Here is a 20097-nt window from a genome sequence, read left to right as displayed (position 1 = left end):
GTCGGCCGGTGTCCGTGATCCCGGCCGGGACCTTTCCCGTGTCGGGACGCGGAGGGCGAGGGCCTGCCCGGTCGTAGCCGGTGGATGTCCGGCCGGTTCACCTTCGCAGGACGACCGACGCGTTGATCCCGCTGAAGGCGACGCTGTGGCACAGCGCGACGCGTACCGGGCCCGGGGCGGCGGACCGTCCCACGAGAGGGAGTTCCTGCGCCAAGGGCTGTTCGGTGTGGGGGTTGCCGTGGCGGAAGCCCTCCCGCATCTGGATCAGCGTCGCCACCAGTTCCAGCAGGCCGGCCGAGGTCAGGCAGTGTCCCAGCAGCGGCTTGGTGGAGTTGACCAGCTCGCGCCGGCCGGGGCCGAAGACGTCCAGCAGGGCGCGCGCCTCGGCCTCGTCCCCGGCGACGGAACCGGTGCCGTGGGCGTTGACGTAGTCGACCTCCTCGGGGCCGACTCCCGCGTGCGCGAGCGCCGCCCGGAGGGCGGCCGCCTGGCCCAGCGCGTCGGGGGCGGTGCCGCGGCGGCCGTCGAGGCGCTGGCCGTGCCCGGCGACCCGGGCCAGTGCCCGGGCGCCGCGCCGACCGGCGTGGTGGGCGCTCTCCAGGACGACCGCCGCGGCGCCCTGCCCGTAGACGAAGCCCTTGCGCCGGCGGTCGAAGGGGCGACACAGCCGCCACGGCTCCGCGGCCCCGTCGGTGTCGGCCATGGCTCCGCTGTCGCGGAAGGCGCGCAGCTCCGCCGCCGACAGATCGCAGGCGGGGGCCACCACCAGACAGACGGAGGCGTCCCCCGAGCGCACCAGTCGGCTGCCGAGGATGAGGGCGACGGTGCCGCTCGCGGAGGCCGCGCCGGTCGTCCAGCCCTCGCCGCGGACGCCGGTGACCTCGCTGACCACGCCGACCACGTCGGTGTCCATGTGGGTCAGCGCGTACGAGGGGCGCAGCCGTCCCGGCCGGGTGGTGAACGTCCGTGCCATCTGGGCCTGGTGGTCCAGCGCCAGGTTGTTGCCCGCCACGATCAGCGCGGCACCGTCGAGGTCGGACGCCCTCAGTCCGGCGTCGCGGACGGCCGCGAGCGCGGCGCACGCAGCCGTGCGCGCGGGGAGGGCCGCCCGGCCCGCGACGGCCCGCAGCCGTGCGGCGGTTCCCGGATCGTCCGGCAGTCGGCGGGCGGCCCAGTCCGGGAGCGAGAACCCGTCCAGGCGGGCACCGGCCGGTGGCGGGCCGTCCGGTCCCCCCGGCTCTGCCGGTTCGCTTGAGGGTCGAACGGCGCTGCGTCCGGCTCGCAGCGCGGCGGCGAAACCCGCCAGGTCGTCGGCGAGGGCGTGCAGCACGCCCGCACCGGTGACCACGGCCTCCGTCGGGCCGCCGTCGCTCATCCCGCCCTCCGGTGCGCGGGGCGCGGGCGCGGTACGGGGGCGAAGCCCAGCGGTACGCGGCGGAAGGCGTACCCGGGCAGCCGGACCCGTTGGGAGGGTGGCCGTTCCCACAGGTCCGCCCAGGTCACGGGGGCGCCCTCCAGCCAGGCGCGGCCTGCCTGCACGGTCTGTCGCGCCGGGTCGGCCGGGTCCGCCGGTGCGTCCGGTTGCGGGGGCTCGCCGCCGTGGGCCAGGTCGTCGAGGGCCGAGCGCAGCTCGGTCAGGTCGTGGGCGTGTATCAGGGCGCGGCACGCCAGGTGGTCGCGCCCCGTCTGCAAGGTCCAGGCGATCGGGGCCAGTTCGGTGGCGGCGGCCGGGGCGGCCAGGTGCTCGGCGAGCCGGGCGGCCTGTCGGCGCAGCGACTGCGTGTCGGTGGCGCTGAGCGGTACGGCGACCGGGCCCCGTGTCCAGCGGCCGCCGCCGGGCTCCCGCGCGGGCGGTTCCTCCAGTACCAGGTGGGCGTTGGAGCCGCCGATGCCGAAGGAGCTGACCGCCGCGCGCCGGGGCCGGGCGGCGTCGCCTGGCCACGGCACGGGCTCCGGACTCGGCGGGAGGTGTTCCGTTTCAAGGCCGGGGCCCAGGCCCAGCAGGCCCCGTGCGCCGGGGATCGCGCCGTTGAGCAGGACCAGTACGGCCTCGGCCAGGCCCACCGCGCCCGCCGCGCCCTCCAGGTGGCCGACGGCGGCCTTGACCGAGCCGATCCACAGTCGGCCGTCCGGTCCGCCCAGCGGTTGGGGACGGTCGCCGGGTGCGGGGCGCAGCAGATCGCGCAGCGCGTCGATCTCCAGGCCGTCGGCGCTGGTGCCGGGGGCGTGCGCCTCCAGGTAGCCCATGGTGCGGGGGGACAGACCGGCCTGGGTCAGGGCCCGCCGCAGCAGCCGGGTCTGGGAGCCGGCGTCGGTCCGGGTGAGGCCGCCGGAGCGTCCGTCGTGGTTGGTGGCCGAGCCGACGATCACCGCCATGACCGGGTCGCCGTCGCGCAGGGCGTCGTCCAGGCGTCGCAGGACGAAGCAGAGGGCGCCTTCGCCGCGTACGTAACCGTCGGCCCGCGGTGAGAACGGGCTGCACGAACCCGAGGGCGACAGCGCCCCCATGTAGGCCATGGCGGCGGGCATCCAGCCTGCGACGCAGACGTTGGACGCGCCGACCAGCGCGGTGTCGAAGTCGCCCGCGCGCAGTCCGGAGACGGCTGCGGCCACCGCGCTGAGTCCGCTGGAGCAGGCGGTGTCGACGGTGATGCTGGGGCCGCGCAGGTCGTAGTGGTGGGAGAGCCGGTTGGCGAGGTAGGAGTGGATGGTGCCGACGGCCGAGTACCGGTCCAGCGTTCCGGTGATCAGCATGCGGTCGCGGAAGTCGCTGGTGGCGGAGCCGACGAAGACCCCGACCTCCTCGCCGCGCAGCGAGCCGGGCGCGATGCCGGCGCTCTCCAGCGCCTGCCAGCTCGTCTCCAGCAGCAGGCGCTGCTGGGGGTCCATCCACACCGCCATGCGGCGTCCGATGCCGAAGAAGTCCGCGTCGAACGCGTCGACGTCCTCGAGTACGGCGGCGCGCAGGCCGGCCGGGCCGGCGACCTCGCGGTCGTATCCGGTGAGGCGGTCGGCCGGGACCTCGGTGATCATGTCGTGTCCGGCGCAGAGCGTCCGCCACAGGTCGTCGGGTCCGTCGCCGCCGGGCACGCGGCAGGCCATGCCGATGACGGCCACGGGTGGGCGTGGTGCCGTCTGCGGGGTGTCCGGGGTTGTGGTGTCGGTCACGGCCATTCCTCCTCGGGGCGCCCGTAGCGGTCGGCGACCAGGCGGCGCAGGGCGGGCGAGTTCCATGCCTCCAGGTGGGGGCCGAGCTCCGCCTCGACCGCCGCGTCCCCGGCGGCGAGGAGCTGGGTGGCGAGCTGGTGCTTGAGCAGTTCCAGGGAGCGTCGTGGTGCGCGGGCGATGCGTTCGGCGATCTCCAGGGACCGTGGCAGGACCTGTTCGTGCGGGACGACCTGGACGGGCGCGGAGCGCCGGCGCAGTTCGGCTCCCCGGTAGCCGCGGGCGGTCCAGAGCATCTCGGTGCCCAGCGTCTGGCCGAGCCGGGCCGGCAGCAGCCAGGTGGTCCCGTACTCGGGGACCAGGCCGTAGTTGAGGAAGTTCGCGGCGTAGACGGACCGCTCGCTCAGCACCGGTACGTCCGCGTACAGGCCCTGGGTCAGGCCGCCGCCCAGGGCGTGGCCGCGCATGGCCGCCACCACGGGCAGCGGGCACCGGGCGAAGGCGCGCACGAAGGGCTCCAGTTCGCCGCGGTCCTGGTCCATGAGGTACTCCCGGGCGGCGCCCGACGAGAAGACGTCGGGCAGGCCGGTGGCCACCACGACGCGGACGGCGGGGTCGGCCGTGACGCGCTCCAGGATCTCGCTGAGCCCGGCGACGAGGGCCGGGGTCATGGCGTTGCGCCGTTCGGGGTCGCACATGGTGACCATGGCGACCGGTCCGTTCCGCTCGGCGGTCACCGGAGCGGCGGACCGGGCGGACGGAGCGGGGCGGGTGGGCCGGGTGTCGCTCATGGCAGCAGTCCTTCCTCGCGCAGTGCCGCCACCCGGGCGTGCACGGCGGGGTCGGCGAGCGAGTCGGTGAGCAGCCGGCGGGCGTGGCCGGGGTAGTCCTCGGGGGTGGCGCGCAGCAGGTTCCTGCACCGTTTCAGCTCGGCGGCGGCATCGGGGCGCGCAGTCCTGCGCAGGGCGAGGAGGAGATGCCGTACGTGCTGTTCGGGCCGGTCCGTGACGGTGTCCGCGAGTCCCAGCGCACCGGCGGTGGCGGAGTCGATGTCCTCGGCGAGCAGGGCGGCGCGGAAGGCGGCGCGTTCTCCGATGCGGGCGGTGAGGAAGGGCAGGACGGTGGCGGGGACGAGGCCCAGGAGCGCCTCGGTGAGCCGGAACGACGCGTCGGGGCCCGCGAAGACGAGGTCGCAGGCGCTGACCAGGCCCACGCCGCCGCCGGTGACCCGGCCCGTCACGACGGCGGCGGTCACCAGCGGCCCGGTGGCCAGGGCGGTCAGCACCTCCCACATCCGGTCGGCGATGTCGGCGGGCTGCCCGGCGTCCGCGGTCGCGGCGGCCAGGTCCAGGCCCGAGCAGAACACCGGTCCGGACGCGGAGAGCACCGCGGCGCGGCAGCCGGGTGTCCGTTCGGCGGTGCGCACCGCGGTGAGCAGGGCCTGGACCGTGGCGGCGTCCAGGGCGTTGCGCCGCTCGGGCGCGGTCAGCCGCAGCCGTGCGCAGGCCCCCTCGATGCGCAGTTCCACCGGGCCGGGAAGCGGGTGCGGGACCGTGGGGATCACGGCTGCGGGAACCATGCGTACTCCCGGCGGTAGCCCTCGGCCCGGACGAGGACGGCGCGCGGCCGGCCGGGCGGACCGTGGACGAAGCGGCGGTCGGGGTCCACGACGGCGTCGGGGACGGCGAACATGGTGGTGGCGGCTTCCGCGGTCAGCGCGTCGTACTCCTCGACCGTCAGCAGGTGGCGCCCCGTGAGGTGTTCCTCCAGTCCGGCGGCGGCGACCCGCGCTCGGGCTCCGGCGGGCATCCGGCAGGCGAAGAACTCCGAGGAGCAGCCCGAGCCGTAGCTGAACACGCCCAGTTCGGCGCCCTCGTCGTGGGGGGCGTGGGCGACGGCGCTCAGCATCGCCAGCAGGGTGGTGGCGGAGTAGATGTTGCCCACCTGCTCGGGCAGGCGCAGTGAGGGGGCGACCCGGCGTGCGAAGTCCTCCTGCACCGCGGGCCCGGTGCGGGGGCCCAGCTTGCGCAGGGCGGTGCGGTGGGCGCCGCGCACCATGCCGGGGAAGGGGGTGTGCATGGCCAGCAGGTCGTAGGAGGCGGCGAAGTCCGCTCCCTCGCGGCGGGCCGCGTGGTCGGTGAACGAGCCCAGGAGGCAGTCCAGGTAGGACATCAGGGACAGGTCCGTGTCCACCACGTCGACATCGTGGCGCGGGCGGGCGAAGTCGGCGATCTCGTAGCTGTAGGCGCCGGCGGTGACGTGGTCGACCTCCAGGATCGCGGGCCGGGCGGCCACCAGCACGGCCACCGCGCCCAGGCCCTGGCTCGGTTCGAGGTAGGTGCCGCGTTCGGGCAGCGAGAGGTCCGAGGCCACGACGAGGACCCGGCTCGCGGGGTCGGCGCGGACCAGCGCCACGGCGGTCTGGAGTGCGGCCACCCCGCCATAGCAGGCCTGTTTGACCTCGAAGACACGGCAGGTTCGGGGCAGGTCGAGCAGGCGGTGGAGGTAGGTGCTGATCGCCTTGGACATGTCGAAGGACGACTCGGTGGCCACCACGACGGCCCGCAGGCCGGCGCGTTCGGTCGCGGTCATGGCGTCCACCAGCGGCCGTGCGGCCGTCGCGGCGAGGGTGACCACGTCCTCGCCCGGGAGGGGGGCCGCCCGGCGGACCATGCCCAGGTTGGCCAGCCGGGAGCGGTCCAGGCCGCGGGCGTCGAACAGGTCGCCGGTGTCGACGAAGGCGTCACCGAAGTAGCCGCCCACTGCATCGACGCCCACGGCCGGCCCGGTGGCGTCGGGTGGGGTCATGTGGTGCTCACCGCACCGGCCAGCAGGGCGTCCACGAGCCCGCCGATGTCGGTGACGCCCTCGAACCGTTCGGCCCGCAGGTCCAGGTCGCAGGCGTCCAGGCAGCCGACGACCACGTCCAGGCGGTCGAGCGAGTTGCAGCCCAGCTCCTGCATGCTGCGGTCCTCACGGATCTCGGCGGGGTCCAGGTCCGGCCGCACGGCCAGGATGTTCTCCCGCACGACGGCGGACACCTGATCCCGGGTCATACGGCGTCTTCCCGGCGTTCCGTGTGCGGTGCGCGGCCCGCGCCGGTGCCGGTCGGTGCCTGGTGCACGGCCTCCGCCAGGGCTCGGGGGGTGCCGAGGTCGTGCAGTTCGGCGAGGGTGACCTTCACGCCGAGCGCGTCGTGGACCTGGGCGAGGTACTCGACGGCGAGGATCGAGTCCAGTCCCTGTGCGGTGAAGTCGGTGTCGGAGCGCACGTCGTCACGCTCCACGTAGAGGATCTCGGCCAGCAGGTCCAGGACGGTGTCCTCGACCTGCTGGTGGTCCGGCTCCGGGCGGCTGTCGGGGTGTGGCATCGCTGCCCTCCTGTGGCAGAGGCGGTGGGTTCGGTGGTGTCGGGGGCGGGGTTACGGTTCGCCGCCCCAGCGGATCGCCGCCGCGGAGGCCATCTCCCCGGCGCCGGCGAAGCCCGCCAGCACCACCAGGGAGCCGTCCTTCACGGCGCCGTCGCGCAGGGCGTGGTCGAGGCTGACCGGTATGCCGGCGCCGAAGAGGTTGCCGTAGGAGTCGAACGTGTCGTAGTGGCGGGCGGGGTCGAGGCCCAGGTCCCGCGACCAGTTCCGCAGCAGCAGCCGGTTCGGCTGGTTGGTGACCAGCAGGCCGATGTCTCCGGGGGACGAGCCGACCTCGCGGCACAGGTCGGCCACCACCTCCGGGACGATCTTGCTGCCGCGTTCGATGATGTTCTGGGCCTTGAGGTTGTCGAAGGCCACGTCCATCTCGGAGGTGCCCGGCTCCCAGTAGAGCCGCCCGTCGTCGAGCCTGAGAGCGACGTCGGGCGCGTACTCGGGATAGTGGTGCACCCGTGTGGCCAGGATCGGGCGCTCCCGCGTGGTGGTCAGCAGGGCCGCCGCGGCGCCGTCACCGGGGACCGAGGCGTGCGCGGACTGCCGCACCCCGGGCTGTGTGAAGATCTTCCCCGCGGTCTGCGCCGTGCACAGCAGCGCGGTGCGGCCCTGACCGGACGCCAGCAGGGAGCGGGCGAGACCGAGCATGTAGGGGAAGACAGCGCAGTGGCCGTTGTGCAGGTCGATGATGTGATCGGGGCGGGCGCCCAGGCGGCGGGCCAGTTCGGCGCCCGAGCCCAGGAAGGGCACGTCGGGCAGGGCGTTGTGGGTCACCAGGACGTCGACGCCGGCCAGCAGGTCGGCGCCGTGCCGGTCCCGCAGCGCCGTGGCGGCCCGTTCCATGAGGTCCGCGCCGCTCTCCTCCCGCGAGGCGTAGCGGCGGTACTCGGGTGCGCGGAACATGGGATTGCGCAGCAGGGGGTCGTCCGGCCGGGAGTACTGCTCGAAGTACTCCCGGCCGACCTTCTGTTCCGGCAGGGCGCTGGCGACGTCCAGCAGGCTCACCGGCGTCATGTCAGGCTCCCGGGGTGTCGGCGGGGGTGATGGGGATGCCCTGGTGGTGCCGGTGCTCCATGATCGCCTTGATGTTCTCGAGTTCGACCTTGTGGCCGGCGTAGAACGCGCGCCAGAAGTCGCCGACCCAGCGACGGTCCGGCCCCGGCGACAGCTCGGGGTAGGGGTTCTTCTCGTAGTAGGGGTGGTGGCAGTTCGTCCACAGGATCACCGAGCCGGGGCGCTTGAAGACGGTCTGGGCGTCCACGACCCGGAAAAGGTAGATCATCCACAGGTCGTCGCCCTGGTCCCAGGCCGCGTGGTAGTCGACGGTGAGGGCCTGCGGATTGGCCTCGATGCGGACGTAGATGCGGGTGCTGCCGGACAGGCGGTCCCAGCCGACGTACAGGCCGGTGTCGTCGACGGGTTCCAGGTCCCGGACGCTGTAGGTGTACTCCTCCTGGCTCTTCATGTCGGCCAGGTACTCGTACACGTCGCGCGGCGGTGCGTCGACGTATCCCTGCAGGGTGCAGTAGTCACCGTAGATCTCGTCGTGGGAGTAGGAGTCCTTGGTGTTCTCCTGGACCGAGCGGAGCACCTCGCCGATCGGTGCGTTCTCGACCCTGACCAGGCCGGCAATGGTGGACAGTTCGGTTTCTGACGCCCTCATCGCGGTGTGACTCCTTCGGTGGGTTCTTCGGATCGGGTCGTGAAGGGGACGAACGGCAGGTACGGCGGCATCTCGTCGGTGCGCACCTCGACCGAGACCACCGCGGGCCCGGCCGAGCCGGCGGTGGCGGCCAGGAAGTCGCGCAGTTCGTCCAGGCGCCGCACGGTCGCGGCCCGCAGGCCGGGGAACATCGCGGCGACCCCCTGCCCCAGATCGCTGGGGCGGAAGACGTTGTAGGGGCGCCCGCCGCCGTAGAGGAACTCCTCGCGGGACAGACAGGCGGCGTGCGCGTTGTTGTTGAACAGCACGAAGGTGATGGGCAGTTGATGTTCCACGGCGGTGTGCACCTCCATGCCGTGCATGAAGAAGGAGCCGTCGCCGGCGAGCACGACGGTGCGCCGCCCGTTGGCCAGAGCGGCCCCGATGCCCGCGCCGAAGCTGAACCCCATGCCGCCCATCCCCAGGGCCAGCAGGTAGCGGCCGCGGCGGGGCGCGGGCAGGAAGTGCAGCACGCCGCACCCGGTGTTGCCGGCGTCGGAGACGACGTTGGCGTCCTCGGGCAGTGCGCGGGCGACGGTCTGCACGATCTCGCGCAGCGCGATCCGCTCACCGTCGCTGCGCTCGTGCGGCAGGTACCGCAGACCCGGGTGCGGCGGGAAGGGCGGCCCCGGGCGGGGCGGCGACGCCTCCAGCCGTGCGGTGACCGCGCGCAGTCCCTGCCGCAGTCCGCCGCCCAGCGGCAGCTGAAGCGCCGACGGCGGGTACGCGGGCTCCCGGTTCAGGCAGACCAGCGTGCGCCCGGGCAGGGCGTCCTCCAGCCCGGCGGCGGACGTCTGCGGGAACCGGGTGCCGACCAGGACGCACACCGCCGCCCGCTCCAGACAGTGCCGCACGCTGGGGTGTCCGATGACCCCGGCCACACCGACGAACCGGGGGTCGTGGTTGTCGAAGGCGTCCTTGGCGTCCGGCTCGACGGTCACCCACGCGCCGAGGGCGGTCACGAACCGGGCCAGTTCCTGCCGGGCGTCCGACCGTACGACCTCGGTGCCCGCGACGACGAGGACCGGGGCGCCGTCGCGGCGGGCCTGCTCCAGGGCGTCGGCGGCCGGGCCGGCGCAGTCGGCCGGCTCGGGGCCGCGGGCCGTTTCCCCGGCGGCCTTCGTCGGGGAGCCGGCCGGTCGCGGCGCCATGACGGCCTGCTGCACGTCCTTCGGCAGCAGCAGGACCGCGGGGCCGCGGGGCTCGCTCAGGGCGGCCTGCACCGCCAGCGGCAGCAGCTTCTCCGCGGCCTCGGCGCTCTCCACGCGCGCGCAGAACCTGGAGACGCCGGAGAACACGGCCGTGGCGTCCACCGTGCCGCCCAGCCCGCTCTGGTCCTGGAAGGCGCCGCGTCCCTCGGCCGCCGTGGACGGCTGCCCGACGAGGGCGAGCACCGGGACCCGGGAGGCGTACGCCTCGCCGAGGGCCGGCACCAGGTTCAGGGCGCCGCCGCCGGACGTGGCCGCGACCACGGCCAGCCGGTTGCCCGCCCGGTGGTAGCCGTCGGCCATCGCGGCGGCGGAGAACTCGTGCTTGGCCAGCACCGCCTCGATGCGCCCGGCGCGGAAGACCGCGTCGAAGACGTCCTCGATGTTGGCGCCGTGCACGCCGAACAGATGCCGCACGCCGGCCGCGTCGGCCAGGTGCTCGACGATGTGGTCCACCACCCGGTACGGCGGCACCGTGGGGGCGTCGCCCCCGTGGGCGTTCGGGTCAGCCGTGGGCATTGGCCACCTCCGCGAAGATCGCGACACCCTGTTCCAGGGCGGGAACGGGTGCGGTCACCCCGATCCGCAGGCAGCGCCGCGCGTGCGGGTCCTCGCGCAGGTGCGGCAGGTAGAAGGGGGCCGAGGGGGCCACCAGCACGCCCGCGTCGGCGAGGACGGGGAACAGTTCGGCGGTGGAGCCGGGCAGCCCCGGCAGGCACACCCACTGGAACTGGCCGCCGTCCACGCGGTGCACGGCGAACTCCACGGTGAGCAGGTCCTCCAGCAGGGTCCGCACCACGCGGTGACGCTCGCGTACGGAGGCGCGCAGCGGGCCCGCGCACAGCGCGGTGTAGCGGTCGTCGGCAAGGAGTTCGGCGGCCACCAGCTGGATCAGCTGGGGCGGGAAGACCACCGCCCGGGCCTGGTACTCGGCCAGGGCGCGCAGTACGGAATCCGCGGCGAGCACGAACCCGAGGCGTTCGCCGGCCAGCGACCCCTTGGAGAAGCTCTGCACGAGGACGACGTTGTCTCCCCACGGCAGGCCGGGCTCACCGAACGCGAGGGCGGGCACGATCGGGCCGTAGGCGTTGTCGACGACCAGCAGGGCCCCCACGGCGGCGCACTCGCGGGCGAGTTCCTCCAGGTGCTCGTCGGGAACCACGCTGCCGGTGGGGTTGCCGGGCCGGGAGAGCACGACGGCGCCGACATCGGGGCCGAGGGCGCCGCGCGGCGGCAGATAGCGGAACTCGTGGGGTCCCACCTCACGGATGTCGGGCAGCAGCATGTCGTAGCGGGCCGCGGGGTGGGTGCGGTGACCGGGATACTCCGGCCCGGCGAAGACGATGCGGCGCCCCTGCCCGTGGACGTGCGCCGACAGGTGGTGGAAGGCGGCCTGGGCGCCCGGCGTGATCAGTACGTTGCGCCGCGAGAGGGGAAGGCCGAAGTGCTCCGCGTAGAGCGCCGCGAGCCGCTCCCGCAGCGCGGGGTCGCCCATGACGTCGTGGTACCTGCCGACGCGGTCGGGAAAGTCCGGGCGCTCCACGACGGTGCGGTAGGCCTGGCGCGCCAGTTCGGCCAAGGCCGCGTTCTGCATCGGCATCCCGGCGGCGAGGTTGTGCCACCTGCCGTCGTCGGCACGCAGGTAGGGCACGAGGTCGTGCCACTCGGTGACGGTGGCCGTCGGGGGCGCGGTCATGGCGTGGCCCCGTCATGGGGCTGGTCGTCGCGGTTGCGGTCGGCGATCCCGCCCGGCAGGTCCAGACGGCCGATCGGGGAGTAGTCGTAGCGGTCGACCGGGTCCAGGGAGGGCGAGGCGATGCGTTCGTTCGCCGCCAGCACACCGGCGACGACCTCGTCGCTGGCGAAGGTGTGGCCGATGCCGTCGACGAAGGCGCAGCCCAGGTCGGTGAGGTTCACGGTGGTGCCGTCGGTGTCGACCAGGCCCAGCTTCTGGAGGTTCTCCAGGTGCCCGGAGAACAGTTCCACGGCGTCGATCCCGTACTGCCGGCCGCGGGCCTCGAGGTCGGCGCCGCCGCTGCGGATGCCGAACATCAGTGAGCGTCGCAGCCGCTCGGCGGGCGGGAGGGAGTGCCCGCGCCACACGGGGGACTGGCCCTTCGCAGTCCGGGCGACGTACTCGCGGTTGTCGCAGACGTTGTAGTACTGGGTGCCGCCGATGTAGCCGAAGCTGCTGACTCCCAGACCGACGAGGTTGTCGTCCTCGATGGCGTCGAACTTGTTCTGCTGCTGCTGGGAGTGGACCGTGTCCTTGGCGTAGTAGAACACCGGGCCGCGGCGGAACCCCATGGAGAAGAGCACGAACTCGGCCATGAAGTGCATCCGCAGGCGGTCCCGCTCGTCGGGGAAGTCCTGGGGCCGGTTGATGTACTGCCGGGTGATCGGGTCGGAGCGCTTGAACATCAGCGGGAAGATGTTGAACTTCTCCAGCCCGGCGTCGATGAGTTCGGTGAGTGTGTCGTACCAGTTGCGCAGGGTCTGCAGGGGCAGGCCGAAGATCAGGTCGACGTTGAGGTTGTCGACGTTGCGGTCGTCCAACAGGCCGATGAGCCGGTGGACTTCGGCCCGCCCGTGGCCGCGGTTGAGCCGGGCGAGGACTTCCTCGTCCATGGACTGGATGCCGAACACCCAGCGGTTGACCCGGTGTTCGCGGATCGCGTCGAGTCGGTCCTCGTAGTCCGGCTGCCGTACCACGCCCGGGTGCAGTTCGAAGGTGATCTCCGTGTCGGGTGTGGTGCGCACGGTGCGCCACAGATGGTCCATCAGCGACTCGATCTGGGGCGCCTTGAGGTAGGAGGGTGTGCCGCCGCCGAAGTAGACGGACGAGGCGGTCAGCCCTCCGGGGGTCTGGGCGCGGACCCGTTGGGCGGTGTCACTGATGTCGTCGCGCAGTGCCGAGACGTAGCGCTCCACCACCTGGTCGGGAGAGTTGATCTCCTTGTAGAAGTGGCAGAACGTGCAGTACTGCTCGCAGAACGGGATGTGCAGGTAGAGGTTCTGCGACGGGGTGATCCCCGTGAAGACCTCCTCGGCCGGTATGTCGTGCAGGAACTTCAGCGGCGGGTAGGTGCCGACGAGGTAGTACTCCAGCGGGGTCCGGTACACGCCGGCGGCGCGCAGGCCGGGCAGGTCGAGTTCCGCGACCCTTGCCTCGGCGTAGTCGAGGGCGTCGTCGTAGGACGGCGGCCGGGGCCCGCCGTCGGGGCGGAGGCCGTTCGAGGCTGGCGTTGTCTCCATGGGTTTTCTCCTGGGTGGCCGTCGACGGTCCCGGGCTGTGGGCACGGCGGAGGGTCACCCTGATGCCGGCATGGGGCCGTGAGAATTCGCAGGACAGGCGCAAGGTGCGGGATGTCCCGGAGGTGTCGTGGAGGGGCCTGCGTCATACGGCGGGCGGACAGATCGGGCCCGGAAGGGAAAACGCATGAGGTGGCAGGACGCGACTGGACCGGGAAGACGGAGCATTCCTAAGAGGTCGCCGATCGGCGGTCCGGCGGGAAAATCAGGCCGGAGTCGGCAACAGCCGTTCTGATCCTTTTCGTGGACGGGTGCGGCGCAGCCTTCGGCCTATCTGGCCATAACGGCAGGTCACCAGCGTATTTCGTCATATCGCATCCCCCGTGAATGGCTGGCGAAATGTGGTTTCGGCGAAGCTATGCCAGCCGAACCGGCAGCGTCAAGAGTGTGTTGAATTCTTCCCGTCGCCCGGGTCTCCCCTCCGGGCCGGCACAGCTGAACCCCTACTGAACTGCACCGATGATGCCGAGATGCCACCGAAGGGCCCCCGCGGAGGGCGATATAACAGCAGGTGACCCGACGAAGGCAAGGGAAAGCGGGACATGACCGCGAATGAGTGGTGAAGTTACCTATGGCATGTGACCTGCATCACAATTCGCCGCACAGGGCAACCAAAGTGAAAGCTTGACATGCGGCGAGCGTGGCCCAAAAAATGCATTGTCCGAGCGCGTGGTAATGCCCGGTCCGCCTTTTCGTCCGCGGATCTCCGGACTCCGTCCGGAGTCGGCCGCCCACTTTTCCGGAATAGTTGATTCTTGCACTTCGGCTGTACCGGCCGATCCGGGTGTTCCATGAATTCTCGAGCCGCTCTCGACCTCGATCCGAGCCCTGCCGATGCATTCGTACCGAACGGGGGAACGTCCAGGTGGATCAGAGCTCCGCCCGCATTGCCCAGTCCGCCGAGGGCTGTCCGGTGGCGCACGCCGCCGACGGGTTCGACCCGTTCGGCGACGACTACCAGCAGAACCCGGCCGCCGCGCTGGCCGCGGCCCGCACCCACGAACCCGTCTTCCACAGCCCGGAGTTGGACTACTGGGTCGTCACCCGCCACGCCGACATCAGGGAGGCGTTCCGCAACACCCGGGACTACTCCGCCGCGCTGGCCCTGGACCCCATCACGCCCCTGGCGCCACAGGCCCGAGAACGCCTGGACAGCTACGGTTTCGCCCCCGGGCCCGTCCTGGTCAACGAGGACGAGCCGCTGCACATGCGACGCCGCAGACAACTCGCGCCACCGCTGGCCGCGGCCGAGGTCGCCGTCCTGGAGGACCGGATCCGCGCCCTGGTCACCCGGTACATCGACACCTTCGCCGACCGCGGCCGCGCCGACCTCGTGGACGACCTGCTGTGGGAGGTGCCGGCGATCGTGGGACTCCTCGTCATGGGCGTCCCCGACGAGGACATCGAAACGGCGCGCCACTACACCATCAAGATGGGCCTGTTCACCTGGGGCCGCCCCTCCGTGGAGCACCAGGTCGACATAGCCGACCAGGTCGGACGCTGGTGGCGGCTCTCCGGCGAGCTCGTCGACCGGCTCAAGCGCGAGCCGGGCCGCGGATGGGTGCCCCACGCGATCGAGGTGCACCGCCGGGACCCGGAACTGGTCGACGACAACCACCTGCAGAACATGATGATGAGCGGGCTGGTCGCCGCCCACGAGACCACCACCAACGCCACCGCCAACGCCCTGCGGTACCTGCTGGACGACCGCGAGTCCTGGCAGGCGCTGTGCGAGGATCCCGCGCTGATCCCGAACGCGGTCGAGGAGTGCCTGCGTTTCGCGCCCTCGGTGCTGTGCTGGCGCCGCCAGGCCCTCAAGGATGTCGTCCTGGGCGGCACGACCGTCCCCGCGGGCGGCAGGCTGCTGCTGGTGATCGCCTCGGGCAACCACGACGAGCGCGTCTTCCCCGACCCCGACCGGCTCGACATCCGCCGAGCCAACGCCAAGCGCCACCTCACCTTCGGCCTGGGGGCGCACAGTTGCATCGGCGCGCCCCTGGCCCGGCTGGAGATGCGGATCATCCTCGAGGAGCTCACCCGGCGCCTGCCGGGCCTGCGGCTGCTGCCCGGTCAGACGTTCTCCTACCTGCCCAACGCGTCCTTCCACGGGCCCCGGCACATCCTGGCCGAATGGCCGGTGCCCGCGAACTCCGGTCCCGCTGCGGCCTCCGCCCCGGCACCCGGCACACCGTCCCGGTGACGGCGGTCCGCCACCACCCTTCCCTCCTCCGGCCCGTCCGCCCTCACGTCCTCCCTCACGTCCGCCCGCCCGTCCTCACCGAGGAGTCCTCTTGAGCGACCGCACCACCGTCGTAGGCGCCGGCATCGCCGGACTGAGCGCCGCCCTCCTCCTGTCCCGCGCCGGCCTGCCGACGGAGGTGTACGAGCGCGATCCCGCCGCACCGGACGACCCGGCGCCGGCCGCGGCGCACACCCGGCCGGGCACCCCGCAGTCCCGCCATCCGCACATCTTCCTCGGCCTGTTCCGCAGGCAGCTGCGCGAGCACCTCCCCGACGTCCACGACGAGCTGTTACGGCACGGGGCCGAGGAGGTCGCGCTCGAGTCGCCGGGCGCCGGCCCCGACCAGGTGATGATCGCCGCCCGCCGCGGCCTCGTGGAGTGGGCGCTGTCCCGGGCGCTCGACCGGGACGGCGTCCCGCGTCGGCACGGGGTGACGGTGCGGGCCCTGGAAGTGGCCGACGGCACGGTGTGCGGCCTGCGCACCGACGACGCCGTCCACCCCGCCGACCTGGTCGTCGACGCCTGCGGAAGCCGCTCGCAACTGGCCCGGCGGTACACCGCCACGGTCGCCGACGTCGAGTGCGGGAAGGTGTACAACAGCCGCTTCTACCAGCTGGCCGAAGGCGTCCCCAGACCCCCCACCCGGTACGGGTCGGTCAGCATCGTCGACGGCCTGGGCTTCGGGGCCGCCCTGTTCAGCCACGACAACGGGGCGTTCTCCGTCGACATCGGCCGACTGCCCGAGGACGAGGAACTCAAGGACCTGCGCGACACCGCGTCGTTCGAACGCGTCCTGGCCCTCTTCCCGGACTTCGAGCCCTGGCTGCGTCCCGGTGCCGCCACGCCGGTGAGCGAGGTGGTGCCGATGGCGGGGCTGCGCAACGTACTACGTACCCTCTCCCCCGACGCGCCCCGGGGATACGTGCCGCTCGGCGACGCGCTGTGCGTCACCGACCCCACCTTCGGCCGGGGCGCCTCGCTCGCCCTCGCCCAGGCGGTCATCCTGGCCAGGGCACTCACGGGGACCGGCGACCTGCCCGGGGCGGCCGTCCGCGCCACGCGCGAGACCGAGGCGTGGCTGCGCCCGTGGTTCGAGGACGTGGTGGCCCAGGACACCGCCCGCACCACCCTGTGGCGGGCGGCGGTCGCGCACCAGCCCCTCGAGGGCATCCTCGCCCAACTGCCGCCCAACCCCTTCATGTTGCTGGACGCCGCGCAGCACGATCCCGAACTCGCCGACGCCGCCGGACGGTACGTCAGCATGCTGGACACCACCCTCGACACCCCCGATCTACGGCAGCGGGTCGGCCGCCTCGTCCCGGTGCTGATGGCCGCGCAGGCCGCCGCGCCGCCGCCGTCGCGCGCGCAGGTCCTCAAGGCACTCGCCGGCGACTGAACACCGCCCGGACGCACCTGTCTTCAGGGCGAGGGAGTGTCCGGGCTCGCCCTGCGGACAGGGCGCGGAACGTAGAATCGCCCCGCGCTCCCCCGTCCGGCGCGCCCCCGTCCGCACCCTCCCACCGCAGCGAGGTCAGGTGTCCACGTCCTCCCCCTCCACCCCGGCCGCTCCCGACGACGTCCTGCGAGCGGCCGGCGTGACCTTCCGCGTCCATACCCATCCGCCCGTACGGACCGCCGAGGACGTACGGCGCGAGACCGGCCTGTCCGTGGCGGACTCGGTCAAGACACTGGTGTTCACCGCCGACGACCAGGTCTTCCTGGTGGCCTTCCCCGGCCTCGCCCGACTCGGCTACGGGCGCCTGGCCCGGGCCGTCGGCGTGCCGCGCTCGCGGCTGCGGCCCGCGGGCGAGGAGGTGCTGCGCGGCCTGGGCATGGAACCGGGCGGGGTGAGCCCGGTGTGCAGCGCCCCCGGTGTCACGGTGGTGTTCGACACGGCGGTCACCCGTATGGGCACCGTCTACTGCGGCAGCGGGCGGGCCGACCGGAGCGTGGAGGTCGGAGCCGCGGACCTGCTGCGACTGGCGGGCACCCCGCTCGTGGCGGACGTGGCGGACGCGGCGGACGCGACCGTCTCGGTAGCGGGTGCGGGTGATGCTGGTTAGAAGAGCGGATGTGGAGTCGACACGTCGCATCACCTGGAAGCGAAGCCCCTCTGACCTGTGTCGTCTCACCGCGCGCCCACTGCTGCGTGGGGGTGGCGGAATACCGAGCGCAAATCCGCGCCCCCGACCGCCTGCGCCGGATCGAGGGCGTCGACTGCGAGCAGGTCCACATAGTGCGGTCGGAAGCGTCTCCTCAGTCCATGGTCCGCAATGTGCCCTGGGAGCGCCGGCCTTCGAGGTGGGTACCGGCGAAGACACGAACCGACCGCTGCGCCCCGCCTCGAGGCGCAGCGCGGCGCCCGACGATGCGTTCCTGCACGCCCTGCCAGCCCGCTCGGGGACTCCCTGGGCTTCTGCCCGCAGGCTCCGCTGCCCCGGCGACGCCTCAGCCGATCGACCATACGAGGGCTGTATTCGGCGTGCGTGAATACCTGTGTTCGCGGACTGAGGTTTTAACAGTCATCGCAGACAGGATTTTTACCGGCGACACACAGGGAGAAATATTCCCGGTCCACCGGACGCGGCGACGTGCTACTGTCGAATCTCGTTGCAGTTTTGGTACCCAAAGAATTTCAAGCGCTTCCCGTCGGCCGCATGCCGCGTGGAATCTCTTTATATTTCCCGGTCATTTTCCGGACAGGGCATCATGGCGGCGACACGGCATCCGTAGGGTACGGATGCCGTCGTATTGCCCAGAGGAGAAATGACATGGCGACCGGTACCGTGAAGTGGTTCAACGCGGAAAAGGGCTTCGGCTTCATCGAGCAGGACGGTGGCGGCCCTGACGTGTTCGCCCACTTCTCGAACATCGCCGCGCAGGGCTTCCGCGAGCTCCAGGAGGGCCAGAAGGTCTCCTTCGACATCGCGCAGGGCCAGAAGGGTCCGACGGCCGAGAACATCGTTTCCGCCTGACACTGACGCGTCATACGTAGCTGGGGCCCGCATCCCTCGGGGTGCGGGCCCCAGCTGCTTGCGTTTCGCAGGGTTTTCCACATGCGCCCCGCCTCTCGCATTCCCTGCGCCCGTCCGCTCGCGCCGACAGTTCTTGTGCCTGAGCGAAACTGGTTTGTATTCTCATTTTCATTCGGCCCGTGCCTGTGATTCCCGACGCTGTTCATGCGCTGCCGGAATTCCTCGATACGCGCCGTATCCAGGAAGGTTCTCCATGAACCCCACACGCACGAACGGCCGTTCCTCCCGCACCCGCCGCAAAGGCGACCGTACGTACGACTCCTCCGTCGGCACGGGCTGGGGTGATCGCTCCGGTGCGTCCGTCGCGCGCCGATCCGGAGGTCCGAGCCGGTCCGGCGGATACGGCAGGCGTCCCGCCGCCGTGCAGGGGGAGTTCGCCCCGCCGAAGACGATCACTCCGGCGCTGACCGCCGTCGAGAACTTCGCCGACCTCACTCTGGACCAGCGCCTCCTGGACGCGCTCACAGCGCAGGGCGTGGCCGTCCCGTTCCCCATCCAGGGCGCGACGCTGCCGAACTCCCTGGCCGGTCGTGACGTCCTGGGCCGCGGCCGGACCGGCTCGGGCAAGACCCTCGCCTTCGGCCTGGCCCTGCTGGCCCGCACGGCCGGACAGCACGCCGCTCCCCGTCAGCCGCTGGGGCTGGTGCTGGTCCCCACTCGGGAGCTCGCCCAACAGGTCACCGACGCCCTCACCCCCTACGCCCGCGCCGTGAGACTGCGCCTGGCCACCGTCGTCGGCGGAATGCCGATCGGCAGGCAGGCGAAAGCTCTGCAAAGCGGCGCCGAAATCGTCGTGGCCACCCCCGGCCGCCTCAAGGACCTCATCGACCGCGGCGACTGCCGGCTGGACCGGGTCGCAATCACCGTCCTCGACGAGGCCGACCAGATGGCCGACATGGGCTTCATGCCCCAGGTCACGGCGCTACTTGACCAGGTCCGCCCCGAGGGCCAGCGGATGCTGTTCTCCGCGACGCTGGACCGCAACGTCGACCTCTTGGTCCGTCGCTACCTCACCGATCCCGTCGTCCATTCGGTGGACCCCTCCCAGGGCGCGGTCACCACGATGGAGCACCACGTCCTGCACGTACACGGCGCCGACAAGCAGCGGCTGACGACCGAGATCGCGGCGCGCGACGGCCGCGTGATCATGTTCCTGGACACCAAGCACGCCGTGGACCGCCTCACCGACGACCTCCTCAACTCCGGTGTCCGGGCCGCCGCCCTGCACGGCGGGAAGACCCAGCCGCAGCGCACCCGTACCCTCGCCCGGTTCAAATCGGGGCACGTCAACGTCCTGGTGGCGACGAACGTCGCCGCTCGCGGCATCCACGTCGACAACCTGGACCTCGTCGTCAACGTGGACCCGCCGACGGACCACAAGGACTACCTCCACCGCGGCGGCCGTACCGCCCGGGCCGGCGAGTCCGGCAGTGTCGTGACCCTGGTCACCGCCGGCCAGCGCCGCGGCATGACCCGTCTCATGGCCACGGCCGGCATCGTGCCCCAGACCACTCAGGTCCGCTCCGGCGAGGAGGCGCTGCGCCGGATCACGGGCGCCCAGACCCCGTCCGGCATCCCCGTGACGATCACCGCGCCGCCGGCCGAACAGCGCACACGCAACTCGGCCTCCCGCGGTCGGCGCGGGCCCGCCCCGGCGGCGAGGCGCGCCCGGGGACGGCGTTCCGCCGCCGACGCGGCGGCCTGAGCCGTACGTGACCCGGAAGCCGACCCGGTCTGTGCGGGAGGGGCGTTGTGACGCTGGTCCCGATGCCGCCCCGTCCGACGCGCCCCGCCCCCGATCCGTTCCAGCACGCCTCCGCGCTGCTCTGCACGCCGGCGGCGGCCTGACCGTGATCCCCGGGCGAACGTGAGCTGACACCCGGGCAGCCGAGAGGGGGGGGGGGGGGCCACCCCCCCCGGGCCCCGCCCCGGGCCCGCGGGCGGGGGGGGCGACACTAGCCGCGACCCGGACAAGGAGTAGGGGGGAGGCCCCAAGCGGACGGGCCGCAGGG

The 20097-nt window shown here is 72.5% G+C and carries 17 protein-coding genes; 5 read left to right on the top strand and 12 right to left on the bottom strand.

Annotated elements, in window-relative coordinates; all coding sequences use genetic code 11:
- Positions 1 to 97 precede the first annotated feature (97 nt).
- Genes ABT296_RS34845 through ABT296_RS34790 form a run of 12 tightly spaced genes read right to left on the bottom strand, consistent with a single transcriptional unit; the run spans position 98 to position 12751 of the window.
- Positions 98 to 1375 carry a beta-ketoacyl synthase N-terminal-like domain-containing protein gene (locus tag ABT296_RS34845; protein WP_351933503.1) on the bottom strand — a complete coding sequence of 426 codons (1278 nt, stop codon included), beginning with the start codon at positions 1373 to 1375 and terminating at the stop codon, positions 98 to 100.
- A complete protein-coding gene (locus ABT296_RS34840) occupies positions 1372 to 3168 on the bottom strand; it encodes a polyketide synthase (RefSeq protein ID WP_351933501.1) in 1797 nt (598 codons plus the stop codon). Before ABT296_RS34840 ends, ABT296_RS34845 begins: the two co-directional genes overlap by 4 nt.
- Positions 3165 to 3956 carry a polyketide synthase gene (locus ABT296_RS34835; RefSeq protein ID WP_351933499.1) on the bottom strand — a complete coding sequence of 264 codons (792 nt, stop codon included), beginning with the start codon at positions 3954 to 3956 and terminating at the stop codon, positions 3165 to 3167. The genes ABT296_RS34840 and ABT296_RS34835 overlap by 4 nt, the downstream gene beginning before the upstream one ends.
- Positions 3953 to 4744 (bottom strand): enoyl-CoA hydratase-related protein, encoded by a 792-nt coding sequence (locus ABT296_RS34830; RefSeq protein WP_351933497.1) that lies wholly within the window; start codon positions 4742 to 4744, stop codon positions 3953 to 3955. Before ABT296_RS34830 ends, ABT296_RS34835 begins: the two co-directional genes overlap by 4 nt.
- Positions 4726 to 5973 carry a hydroxymethylglutaryl-CoA synthase family protein gene (locus ABT296_RS34825; RefSeq protein ID WP_351933495.1) on the bottom strand — a complete coding sequence of 416 codons (1248 nt, stop codon included), beginning with the start codon at positions 5971 to 5973 and terminating at the stop codon, positions 4726 to 4728. Before ABT296_RS34825 ends, ABT296_RS34830 begins: the two co-directional genes overlap by 19 nt.
- Entirely contained in the window at positions 5970 to 6221 is a 252-nt protein-coding gene (locus ABT296_RS34820; RefSeq protein WP_351933493.1) for an acyl carrier protein, read from the bottom strand. The genes ABT296_RS34825 and ABT296_RS34820 overlap by 4 nt, the downstream gene beginning before the upstream one ends.
- Positions 6218 to 6535 carry an acyl carrier protein gene (locus tag ABT296_RS34815; protein ID WP_351933492.1) on the bottom strand — a complete coding sequence of 106 codons (318 nt, stop codon included), beginning with the start codon at positions 6533 to 6535 and terminating at the stop codon, positions 6218 to 6220. Before ABT296_RS34815 ends, ABT296_RS34820 begins: the two co-directional genes overlap by 4 nt.
- A 51-nt stretch (positions 6536 to 6586) precedes the next feature.
- The gene (locus ABT296_RS34810; RefSeq protein WP_351933490.1) at positions 6587 to 7600 is read right to left on the bottom strand and encodes a 3-oxoacyl-ACP synthase III family protein; all 1014 of its coding nucleotides are present in this window, start codon (positions 7598 to 7600) and stop codon (positions 6587 to 6589) included.
- A gap of 1 nt (position 7601) precedes the next feature.
- Entirely contained in the window at positions 7602 to 8249 is a 648-nt protein-coding gene (locus ABT296_RS34805; RefSeq protein WP_351933488.1) for an SRPBCC family protein, read from the bottom strand.
- Entirely contained in the window at positions 8246 to 10015 is a 1770-nt protein-coding gene (locus tag ABT296_RS34800; RefSeq protein ID WP_351933486.1) for a thiamine pyrophosphate-binding protein, read from the bottom strand. The genes ABT296_RS34805 and ABT296_RS34800 overlap by 4 nt, the downstream gene beginning before the upstream one ends.
- Positions 10002 to 11192, bottom strand: coding sequence for an aminotransferase class I/II-fold pyridoxal phosphate-dependent enzyme (locus ABT296_RS34795; RefSeq protein ID WP_351933485.1), 1191 nt, complete (start codon positions 11190 to 11192; stop codon positions 10002 to 10004). The genes ABT296_RS34800 and ABT296_RS34795 overlap by 14 nt, the downstream gene beginning before the upstream one ends.
- The gene (locus tag ABT296_RS34790) at positions 11189 to 12751 is read right to left on the bottom strand and encodes a coproporphyrinogen-III oxidase family protein (protein WP_351933484.1); all 1563 of its coding nucleotides are present in this window, start codon (positions 12749 to 12751) and stop codon (positions 11189 to 11191) included. The genes ABT296_RS34795 and ABT296_RS34790 overlap by 4 nt, the downstream gene beginning before the upstream one ends.
- A gap of 922 nt (positions 12752 to 13673) precedes the next feature.
- On the opposite strand from ABT296_RS34790, the gene ABT296_RS34785 reads away from it, so the two are divergent.
- The 5 genes from ABT296_RS34785 (at position 13674) to ABT296_RS34765 (ending at position 19790) form a co-directional block, all read left to right on the top strand.
- A complete protein-coding gene (locus ABT296_RS34785) occupies positions 13674 to 15008 on the top strand; it encodes a cytochrome P450 (RefSeq protein ID WP_351933483.1) in 1335 nt (444 codons plus the stop codon).
- Between the two features lie 91 nt (positions 15009 to 15099).
- Entirely contained in the window at positions 15100 to 16446 is a 1347-nt protein-coding gene (locus ABT296_RS34780) for an NAD(P)/FAD-dependent oxidoreductase (RefSeq protein ID WP_351933481.1), read from the top strand.
- 139 nt (positions 16447 to 16585) lie between these two features.
- Positions 16586 to 17113 carry an aminoacyl-tRNA deacylase gene (locus ABT296_RS34775; RefSeq protein ID WP_351933479.1) on the top strand — a complete coding sequence of 176 codons (528 nt, stop codon included), beginning with the start codon at positions 16586 to 16588 and terminating at the stop codon, positions 17111 to 17113.
- Between the two features lie 708 nt (positions 17114 to 17821).
- Positions 17822 to 18025, top strand: a complete 204-nt coding sequence (locus ABT296_RS34770) for a cold-shock protein (RefSeq protein WP_030323642.1) — start codon at positions 17822 to 17824, stop codon at positions 18023 to 18025.
- A gap of 253 nt (positions 18026 to 18278) precedes the next feature.
- Positions 18279 to 19790 (top strand): DEAD/DEAH box helicase, encoded by a 1512-nt coding sequence (locus tag ABT296_RS34765; protein WP_351933477.1) that lies wholly within the window; start codon positions 18279 to 18281, stop codon positions 19788 to 19790.
- Positions 19791 to 20097: the final 307 nt, after the last annotated feature.

It is taken from the genome of Streptomyces sp. NPDC000983, from assembly GCF_040299205.1.
Lineage (GTDB): Bacteria > Actinomycetota > Actinomycetes > Streptomycetales > Streptomycetaceae > Streptomyces.
Note: the sequence above shows the minus strand (reverse complement) of the source record. Positions and strands in the feature narration are given on the sequence as shown.